Source organism: Gordonia sp. OPL2, assembly GCF_003797825.1.
Lineage (GTDB): Bacteria > Actinomycetota > Actinomycetes > Mycobacteriales > Mycobacteriaceae > Gordonia.
In genome coordinates this window covers 1-470 of record NZ_RKME01000070.1, presented here as the reverse complement: position 1 = coordinate 470, position 470 = coordinate 1, and the positions used below count along the sequence as shown (strand labels likewise).

General features: G+C 66.4%; 1 pseudogene. It reads right to left on the bottom strand.

The features are described 5' to 3' along the window. Window positions 1-203 precede the first annotated feature (203 nt). Window positions 204-470: pseudogene (locus tag EEB19_RS26310) on the bottom strand (16S rRNA (cytidine(1402)-2'-O)-methyltransferase); the annotation flags it as partial.

The following is a 470-nucleotide window of genomic DNA, read 5'->3' as shown; positions in this document are numbered from 1 at the left end:
ACCTGGCACCTTGCCCTATGGAGCCCGGACTTTCCTCGGCACCCCCGAAGGGATGACGCGACTGTCTGGCCGGCTCCGCCAGCGCATATTCTAGCGTACGCAGGTCCTTCCTGCCGTGCTGATCGCGGCGTCCGGTTCATCCATCCACGCATGGCGTGGATCTACTGCAGTAGCGCCACGCCATGCGTGGCTGCAGCAATCCATCAACTACCGTACAACGCCTTGCGCGGCGCGCCGGTCAGTTCCGCGGCCAGGTTGGCGGCGGTGGACGGTGGCAGGTGCTCGCTCAGCTTCGCGTAGACGCGGCGGCCATGTGCCAGCTGCGCTTGTTCGTCATCACCCGCGCCCTGCACCATCACCACGAACTCGCCCTTGCGCTGGTTGTCGTCGGCCTCGACCTTCGCCAGCAGGCCCGCCAGGTCACCATCGAGCACGGTCTCGAACAGCTTGGTCAGCTCGCGGGCCAGCAC